Genomic DNA, 6,195 nt, shown 5'->3' with positions numbered 1-6,195 from the left:
GAACCCGCCACCGTCAAGAACTCCCGCCTCCTCGGCTACACCCCCAACTGAATGCTCATTGCTGATCGGAGCCCCGCGCCCGAGGACGGGGACGCCCGCGGAACGCCCCATGGCCACCGCGCAATCGAGTGAGAGGCGTCAAGGAGTCTTGAACGCTCCGATCAGGTGAGTCGCGCGGGCATGCCCCCGTCGGGGGGAGCCGGACACGTGCTGCCGACGAGTGAGATCGCGTGCCGAACAGCGCTGAGACCTGACTACCGTCTGCGGTTTGCTGATGCGCCTGCACAACCTTGGCCGCAGCGTTCGCTGCCTCCCTGCTGCCTCAACGGGCGGCCTGGCCCTGAAGTTCGCCTCACCTCCTTGGCGGGCCCGTTGTGATGGTTTGACGCCGGCAGGCGCGGGAAGGCACAAGCCCAGCGCGTTCCCGTCCCTGGCCCGAGCCCGGAACGATGAGGTTGATATGGAAGACCGCGATCGGTTGGAAGAGCTGCGTCACCAGGCCCACATTATGGGAATCAAAGGCAACGCCAGGATGACTGAAGAAGAGCTGCGCGCGGCCGTCGCCAAAGTCAACAAGGGCGAGCAGCCGCAGATGCCCAAGCGCGAAGCCAAGCGTTGATCAACGGACCCGAGCCGCAGCCCGGATCCGGGTAAACCACCTCGCAGAATCCGGCGTACAGGTCGACTCGTCCGTCGCCCACCAGGCCAGCCACCGTCAAATGGTGGCTGGCCTGCTGTTTCTTCGGACGCTGCTGGTCGTCGTCGGTCGTCATTGGTCGGCCTTTGACGGCCCCGTCACGGCCCAGACGGTCCAGCGACGGCCCGGGAGCACAGCCAGCGTGGCATGTCGCACGGTTAGCTTGGGAATCGGGCTGAGTTGTGTCCCCCTGGCCTGGCGCCCGCAGGTCGTTGAAGCATGGGCCACTCGGCCAAGCTCTGCGCTGCACCCCCCTGGCCTATATCGACCGCCGTGTCGGGCACGGATCGGGCCTCTCCAACCTGAGCAGTCACGCTCTGCCAGCAGCGGCAGGTATCCACCAGCGTCCGTGGTTGTCCGCCGCCGCGCGTGCCGATCGTCACCCAGTTAGTCACCCCAGCCCAAGCCAGGGCCGACGGCCCAGCCGGCCCAGCGACGGCCCCGGGAACGGTCATCGCCGCCAGGTCGACGATCAGCTTGGGATTGGACAAGATCGGATGTCGTGCTGGGTAGCCGCTGGCCGGTCCGGTCCTGGATGGCCTGACTTGTGTGGTTGGGCTCAGCGACTGTTACGGGATCGGCGGACCGCCCAGACCCCACCGACGATGGCCACAGCAGTCGGCAAGAGGCAGCAGAGTGTCAGAGGGTGGTTCGGTAGCTGATGTCCTTTGTGGGCTTGGCTCGATATGTGAATGTGAGCCGTAGTCGTAACCGGTGAGGTCGTGGCCGCGTTGGGCTGATCACGGGTGAGCGTGCGGCGTATCCGAGCGATCTGACCGATGAGCAGTGGGCGGTGGTCGGACCGTTCCTGCAGGCGTGGAAAGACCGGCACCCGTCGGTGTCGGGGCATCAGGGCCGCTACGAGTTGCGGGAGATCGTGAACGCGATCTTCTACCAGAACCGGACCGGTTGTCAGTGGGCCTACCTGCCGCACGACCTGCCGCCGAAGTCGGCCACCTACTACTACTTCGCGTTGTGGCGCGATGACGGCACCGACCAGGCGATTCATGATCTGCTGCGCTGTCAGGCGCGAGAGAAGGCGGGTCGGGCGGAGGACCCGACCGCGGTGGTGTTGGACACCCAGTCGATCCGGGCAGCCAACCACGTGCCGGCCGCGACGACCGGCAAGGACGCCGGCAAGAAGGTACCCGGCCGCAAGCGGGGCCTCGCGGTGGACGCGTTGGGGTTGATCATCGCGGTGGTGGTCACCGCGGCGTCGGTCACCGACAACGCGATCGGCGTGAAGCTGCTGGACAACGTCGTGGCGCACACCCCGACGGTGACCAAGGCGTGGGTCGACGCCGGGTTCAAAGACGACGTGCAGATCCACGGCGCCGTGAACGGTATCGACGTCGAACAGGTCGAACGCACCGACACCACGGCCGGGTTCGTGCCGATCCCACGCCTGTGGGTGGTCGAGCAGACCAACGGCACGCTGATGCTGCACCGCCGCCTGGTCCGCGAGTACGAAAGCCGACCCGCCTCAGCGGTGTCGCGCACCTGGTGGGCGTCCACGGCGAACCTGATCCGCCGGCTGACCGGCACCGCCACCGCGTCCTGGCGCGACCCGGGCCACCAGCGGTGACCCCGCCGGCGCTGCTGACCCTGCTCACCGAACGCGAGACCGCCGCCGGCCTCGTCGCGGAGCGGCTTCGCGAGCAGATCACCTCCCTCACCGACCAGCTCACCGCCGCCGAGACGGAACTGGCCGAACTCGCCATCACCCGCAAGACGCTGCGCAGCCTGACCGGCCACACCGATCCGCCGGCAGCCGCTGACGTGACCGTCGCCAGCCCGGCCTACAACCGCCCTGAGATGTCCGGAACGCCTGCTCGTGCTACAGGAGTGGAACACAGCTCGTGCCCGCTCGTGCCCGTCCGGGGCACCAGCTACTGGCATGTGGCTGGCACGCCAACGGCTGATCCGGCGCACTCTGTTGCTCACCTAGACTGTCCGAATGACGGCGGAGCAGCGGGTCATAGACCTTGATGCGCAAGGTGATGTGGTGGCTGACCCGGATGAGGCTCCACGGCGCCGTCGACCGATCGGGCGACCACCGGGCCCCTACATCATCGGCGCGTTCGTTCTTGGCGCAACGCTCGGCGGCATCGGTGGAGCCCAATTGCAGGCCTCCCGCGAGGAACAAACGCGGGCCGCCACCGTCGCGGTTACCGCCGTTGCCAGTTCGGCAAAGGGCGATGGTAGGAATTCCGGCGGCATGGCGCAATTTGATGCGCAAGTAACGGTGGTCAACGCTGGACCACAGCCAGTCACAGTACGTGCAGCTGAAGCACGTTTCACCGGCATCGACATACGCCCGACGGATTCGTCTTCCCGACTGCGTCCTGCCGCAGCAGGCGTAATAGACATTCAGCTTGTGGCCGACTGCTCGATCGGGCACAGTTCCCTGCCATTGCGACTGTCGGTAGAAACAGCAGACCACCGAACCCATCTAGTCAACGTTGAGGTGTGGTACGCCGGCAGCGTTTGGCACGACCGGGCCAGGTCGCTATGTGGCCAGACTGGTTGAGGCGGATCTCTGAGGATTCTGCAGTCCGCCAGCGTGGCCGGCCGGCCCGGCCGATGCCGGCCATGCCAGAGGCCGCCAGCAGGCCGGGGCCGGGCCGGCGCGGCCCGCTTTGCGGGCCGCCTTGATCCTCGAGGAGGCCACTTCCGCAACTCGTGCAGACCTGGTTTTGTCGGCACGGTTCACCGCGGCCTGGCGCTGAGATAGTCGCGCGGCACCGTCAGGTGGAAGGTGCCTTGCATCGCTCAGACGGACGGGGCTAGTCAAGGTTTTGACCAGCCATGTCGGCGGCTGGGGAGCGCCGAGCGGTCGTGTGGCTGCCGCCCAACCTCCCGCTACTGGCCGTTGCTGACCTCTGCATCGGGAACGGATCGGTGTCGACACCGACGCCCGTCGTCGCGGCTGCGTCGCTCGCTCCTCCGGCGGCAACCGCCCTCAGCAGCAACTCACCCCACCCGCAGCCGAGGTCAAGCACCCGCGCGCCAGGCCGGATATCAAGCCGCTGCAGAAGCAGGGCGGCGTGCTCCTCAGACAACGGGGTGTTCCAGCGCATCCGCACATAGCGCAAGGCGGCGAGGTCGTCGGTCGTCTGCATCCGCTGAGGGTGCCAACTCCGGATCGACGCGCATCCCCGTTTCGCGACCATCGCGGCAAGCGATGGCCGTTCTCTGCCGCTAGAGCCGCATGTACGTCGGCGCCGCGCGACCACCGTGCTGCGCACGGTCCACTTCGAGGTGAAGCCGATAGGTCGGTGAGCTGTAAGCGTGACCGGCGTGGCAGAGGCTGGCCGAGTGGAGACAACGAGGATGCGGCTTCTGCTGCCCTGGATGACCGCCGTGGCGCTGCTTAGCGGTTGCGGCTCGGCCGCCGGCGGCAGCCCAGCCGGCGACGACCTCGACGGGCTGCGCGAGCAGGCGCGCGCCGCCCTGGACCGCTATGACCAGGCGGTACGCGGTGCGGGCGACACCGCGCGGTTCATGCCGGTGGGGGAGCTGACCCGGCAGCTCGGCGACTGGGAGCTGGCGAACGGTGCCTACAAGGAGAGTCTGGCGGCCGGTCGCGTCGAGGCCACCGCAGCGCTGCCCACCGCGCCGACGCCGACCGGGAACCTCGTCTGGGCCGACGGCACCAAGCAGTCCCTGCCGTTGGTCGCGGCGGATGAAACGTTGGCGCAGGTGCGCCAGGCCGGGACCGGCGACTGCGTCGACTGCGCGCCGCTGAAGGTCACCGGTGCCCGCCTGACGACGATGACGATCTCCACCACCCGGGGCTCCGCGACCGTCCCGGCCTGGGAATACACCCTCGACAGCACCGCCGTGCGGCTGGCTCGACCGGCGGTGGCGGCCTCGTCCGCGGTCCAGGTGGAACCGCCGCCGTGGGACCCCGACAAGCCGACCGGCGGGCTGCAGATCGAGACGGCGACCACGACGACCACCAGCCGCGAGCTGGCTGTCACCTTCACCGGTGTCCCTGACCCGCGCAGTGAGCCGTGCGGAGCCGACTACAGCGCCGAGGCAGTCGAGTCGGACCAGGCCGTCGTCGTGATCGTCATCGAGCACCGGCACGCCAGGGCCGAGTCGTGCGGGGACGTCGGGGCGCGGCGCAGCGCCACCGTCGAGCTGGCGCGACCGCTGGGGGAGCGGGCGGTCCTCGAGGTGCAGCAGGGCCTGCCGGTCAGCGTGACGATCCGCTGACCTCAGCCGGCGGGAAGCGGTCCCGGCTACCCGAGCGGGACTTGGACGGCGACGTCGTGGTTGGGGTAGTACGCCTCGAACTGGTCCGCGCCGTACTTGTCGCGGAACATCGCCACGACGTGGTCGACCCGGTCCGCGTCGGTGATCGGGGTGGCGCTGGAACTCAACGCCGTGCCGTTAGCGGCGATCTGGATCATCGGCGTGCGCCGGACGTTCTTGTACCAGTCGCTGTTCGAGCCGGTGACCGGGACCAGGAAGACGCTGTCTTCCTCCTGCACGAACCACACCGGGTGCGAGATCTGCCGTCCCGACTTCCGGCCGGTCACGGTGATCTCGACCTCCCTGACGCCCTGCAGAGCGTCTCTGATCGCGTTGGCCACGATGTCCTCCGACAGCTGTCCCGACATGCTTTCATCTGCCAGGCTACGAAGCCCCGTGGCCGCCCGAAGCGGGTTCCGCGACCTTGTCACCGGCAGAGGCTCGGGGCTGCGGTGCGTGCCATCGATAGGTGATGATGTACGGCCGTGGCCCGATTGCTGGATCTGGATGAGCTTGTCGAGCACTGGACGCTGTTGGATGACGAGCGGGAGCTGATTTCCGGCAAGCGCGGGCCGACGCGGCTGGGTTCGCACTGTTGTTGAAGTTAAACGCGGGCCGGCCGGTTCCGCGCGGGCGCGGTGAGCTGCCGGATGAGGGGGTGGAATTCGTGGGCCGCCAGGTCGGGGTGGAGCCGGCCGAGCTGGGCCTGTACGGGTGGACCGGCCGCACGATCGAGTACCGGCGCCGCCAGCGCGGACGACCAGACCGCCAGGGTCCACAGAACTGAACATCGAACGGGAGGCTGGCCCCATGGGCAAGCTTGCAACGCGGTCGCCAGGGCGCGTGTCGTCGGCGCCGACAGTGGCGCCGCGACCGGCATGACCGGCAGTCCGCCCAGGAACGCTGGCGCACCGTGCCGGTACCGGGCTACAAACGGAAGGCCCTGCGACCATGGCCGTTGGCCACGGTGGTGCTCCGCGAGGGGGCGACCGTGTCCGCCGAGGAATTGCGCGAGTTCCTCAGTGCCCGGGTTGCGCACTGGCAGTTGCCCGAGCGGTGGGCGTTCATCGAGGCGGTGCCGAAGACTTCGGTGGGGAAGTTCGACAAGAAGCGGGTCCGCGCCCGGTACGCCGACGGCGACCTGCCGGTAACCGTGGTGGGCTGAGGTACGGCACGCGGCGTACGCCGCCCCGGGCGCTTCGGGTGAACCGCCTACTACTTCCTTGCCAGCCGCATTT

At 68.3% G+C, this 6,195-nt stretch carries 7 protein-coding genes and 1 pseudogene; 6 read left to right on the top strand and 2 right to left on the bottom strand.

The window, feature by feature from the left end:
• Positions 1-268 precede the first annotated feature (268 nt).
• The 4 genes from ACFYM6_RS34435 to ACFYM6_RS34420 all read left to right on the top strand — a co-directional run bounded on the left by ACFYM6_RS34435 (position 269) and on the right by ACFYM6_RS34420 (position 3,227).
• A complete protein-coding gene (locus ACFYM6_RS34435; RefSeq protein ID WP_387281655.1) occupies positions 269-619 on the top strand; it encodes a hypothetical protein in 351 nt (116 codons plus the stop codon).
• An 817-nt stretch (positions 620-1,436) separates the two neighbouring features.
• On the top strand, positions 1,437-2,282 hold the full coding sequence (locus ACFYM6_RS34430; RefSeq protein ID WP_387281658.1) for an IS5 family transposase: 846 nt from the start codon (positions 1,437-1,439) through the stop codon (positions 2,280-2,282).
• Complete coding sequence (locus tag ACFYM6_RS34425) at positions 2,279-2,686, top strand: hypothetical protein (protein WP_387281654.1); 408 nt, start codon at positions 2,279-2,281, stop codon at positions 2,684-2,686. Before ACFYM6_RS34430 ends, ACFYM6_RS34425 begins: the two co-directional genes overlap by 4 nt.
• On the top strand, positions 2,655-3,227 hold the full coding sequence (locus ACFYM6_RS34420; RefSeq protein ID WP_387281653.1) for a hypothetical protein: 573 nt from the start codon (positions 2,655-2,657) through the stop codon (positions 3,225-3,227). Before ACFYM6_RS34425 ends, ACFYM6_RS34420 begins: the two co-directional genes overlap by 32 nt.
• A gap of 256 nt (positions 3,228-3,483) precedes the next feature.
• Here ACFYM6_RS34420 and ACFYM6_RS34415 read toward each other — a convergent pair whose 3' ends face one another.
• Positions 3,484-3,819 carry an SAM-dependent methyltransferase gene (locus tag ACFYM6_RS34415; protein WP_387281652.1) on the bottom strand — a complete coding sequence of 112 codons (336 nt, stop codon included), beginning with the start codon at positions 3,817-3,819 and terminating at the stop codon, positions 3,484-3,486.
• 211 nt (positions 3,820-4,030) lie between these two features.
• Here ACFYM6_RS34415 and ACFYM6_RS34410 point away from each other — a divergent pair, with 211 nt between their 5' ends.
• Positions 4,031-4,918: a hypothetical protein gene (locus ACFYM6_RS34410; RefSeq protein ID WP_387281651.1), complete on the top strand. Its 888-nt coding sequence runs from the start codon at positions 4,031-4,033 to the stop codon at positions 4,916-4,918.
• Between the two features lie 26 nt (positions 4,919-4,944).
• On the opposite strand, the gene ACFYM6_RS34405 is transcribed toward ACFYM6_RS34410, so the two are convergent.
• Positions 4,945-5,325: a nitroreductase/quinone reductase family protein gene (locus tag ACFYM6_RS34405; protein WP_387281650.1), complete on the bottom strand. Its 381-nt coding sequence runs from the start codon at positions 5,323-5,325 to the stop codon at positions 4,945-4,947.
• Between the two features lie 587 nt (positions 5,326-5,912).
• On the opposite strand from ACFYM6_RS34405, the pseudogene ACFYM6_RS34400 reads away from it, so the two are divergent.
• Positions 5,913-6,122: pseudogene (locus ACFYM6_RS34400) on the top strand (fatty acid--CoA ligase); the annotation flags it as partial.
• Between the last annotated feature and the right edge of the window lie 73 nt (positions 6,123-6,195).

It is taken from the genome of Micromonospora sp. NPDC006431 (assembly GCF_042870725.1).
GTDB lineage: Bacteria > Actinomycetota > Actinomycetes > Mycobacteriales > Micromonosporaceae > Micromonospora.
Note: the sequence above shows the minus strand (reverse complement) of the source record. Positions and strands in the feature narration are given on the sequence as shown.

Coding starts and splice junctions, on each gene's coding strand:
- ACFYM6_RS34420 (WP_387281653.1), top strand. CDS start 2,655: ATGACGGCGGAGCAGCGGGTCATAGACCTTGATGCGCAAGGTGATGTG.
- ACFYM6_RS34415 (WP_387281652.1), bottom strand. CDS start 3,819: ATGCAGACGACCGACGACCTCGCCGCCTTGCGCTATGTGCGGATGCGC.
- ACFYM6_RS34410 (WP_387281651.1), top strand. CDS start 4,031: ATGCGGCTTCTGCTGCCCTGGATGACCGCCGTGGCGCTGCTTAGCGGT.
- ACFYM6_RS34405 (WP_387281650.1), bottom strand. CDS start 5,325: ATGTCGGGACAGCTGTCGGAGGACATCGTGGCCAACGCGATCAGAGAC.